1 rRNA gene is annotated in these 1,197 nt (G+C 64.4%); it reads right to left on the reverse strand.

The window, feature by feature from the left end:
- Nucleotides 1–1,197 (reverse strand): 23S ribosomal RNA (locus tag PMW67_RS09705); the annotation flags it as partial.

Consider the following 1,197-nt stretch of genomic DNA (forward strand, 5'->3'; position numbering starts at 1 on the left):
GACGTCCAGAACCCCGCCGAGCCACCCCCATCCGTCGCCCCGTCGGTCGTAGCGCCGCGTGCGCGGTGCAGGAATGTCTGCCTGCTGCGCGTCGGCTACGCCTTCCGGCCTCGCCTTAGCCCCCGACTGACCCTGGGAGGATTAGCCTTGCCCAGGAAACCTCGGGTTCACGGCGGACGAGTTACTCTCTCGTCTCTCGCTACTCATGCCAGCATTCTCACTCCCATGCGCTCCACCGCCGGTCGCCCGGCGGCTTCACCGCCCATGGGAAGCTCCCCTACCGATTCTGAAAATCAAAATCCCGCCGCTTCGGTGTCCAGCTTAGCCCCGTGTATTGTCGGCGCATGTCCACTCGACCAGTGAGCTGTTACGCACTCTTTGAATGGATGGCTGCTTCTAAGCCAACATCCTGGTTGTCTGGGCGGACGCACATCCTTTGCCACTCGGCTGGAACTTGGGGACCTTAGCGGGCGGTCCGGGCTGTTTCCCTCTCGAGCACACAGCTTAGCCCACATGCTCTGACTGCCGCGCTCTGGGCCGCCGGCATTCGGAGTTCGGTTGGATTCGGTAGGCGGCGAAGCCCCCTCGTCCATCCGGTGCTCTACCTCCGGCGGTGAACGCGCGACGCTAGCCCTAAAGCTATTTCGGGGAGAACGAGATATCTCCGGGTTTGATTGGCCTTTCACCCCTATCCGCAGGTCATCGCCGCCGTTTTCAACCGACGTGCGTTCGGCCCTCCACGGGGTCTTACCCCCGCTTCAGCCTGCCCACGGATAGCTCACCCGGCTTCGCGTCCGCGGCGCGGGACTCAAGTCGCCCTGTTAAGGCTCGCTTTCGCTACGGCTCCCTTTCGGTTAACCTCGCCCCGCGCCAGCGACTCGCTGGCTCATTCTACAAAAGGCACGCCGTCACACCACAAGGGTGCTCCGACTGCTCGTGGGCGCACGGTTTCAGGTACTGTTTCACTCCCCTCCCGGGGTGCTTTTCACCTTTCCCTCACGGTACTGGTGCGCTATCGGTCACAGGGTAGTACTCAGGCTTGGATGGTGGTCCACCCAGGTTCGGACCGGGTTTCACGTGCCCGGCCCTACTCAGGGACCGCGTCGCGCCGTCCGGTCTGGGTTCGCGTACGGGGCTGTCACCCGCTGCGGCCGGCCCTCCCATGCCGTTCCGCTCCCCAGCCGGACCTGCGCCCGG

The organism is Collinsella aerofaciens (genome assembly GCF_028209395.1).
GTDB lineage: Bacteria > Actinomycetota > Coriobacteriia > Coriobacteriales > Coriobacteriaceae > Collinsella > Collinsella aerofaciens_AZ.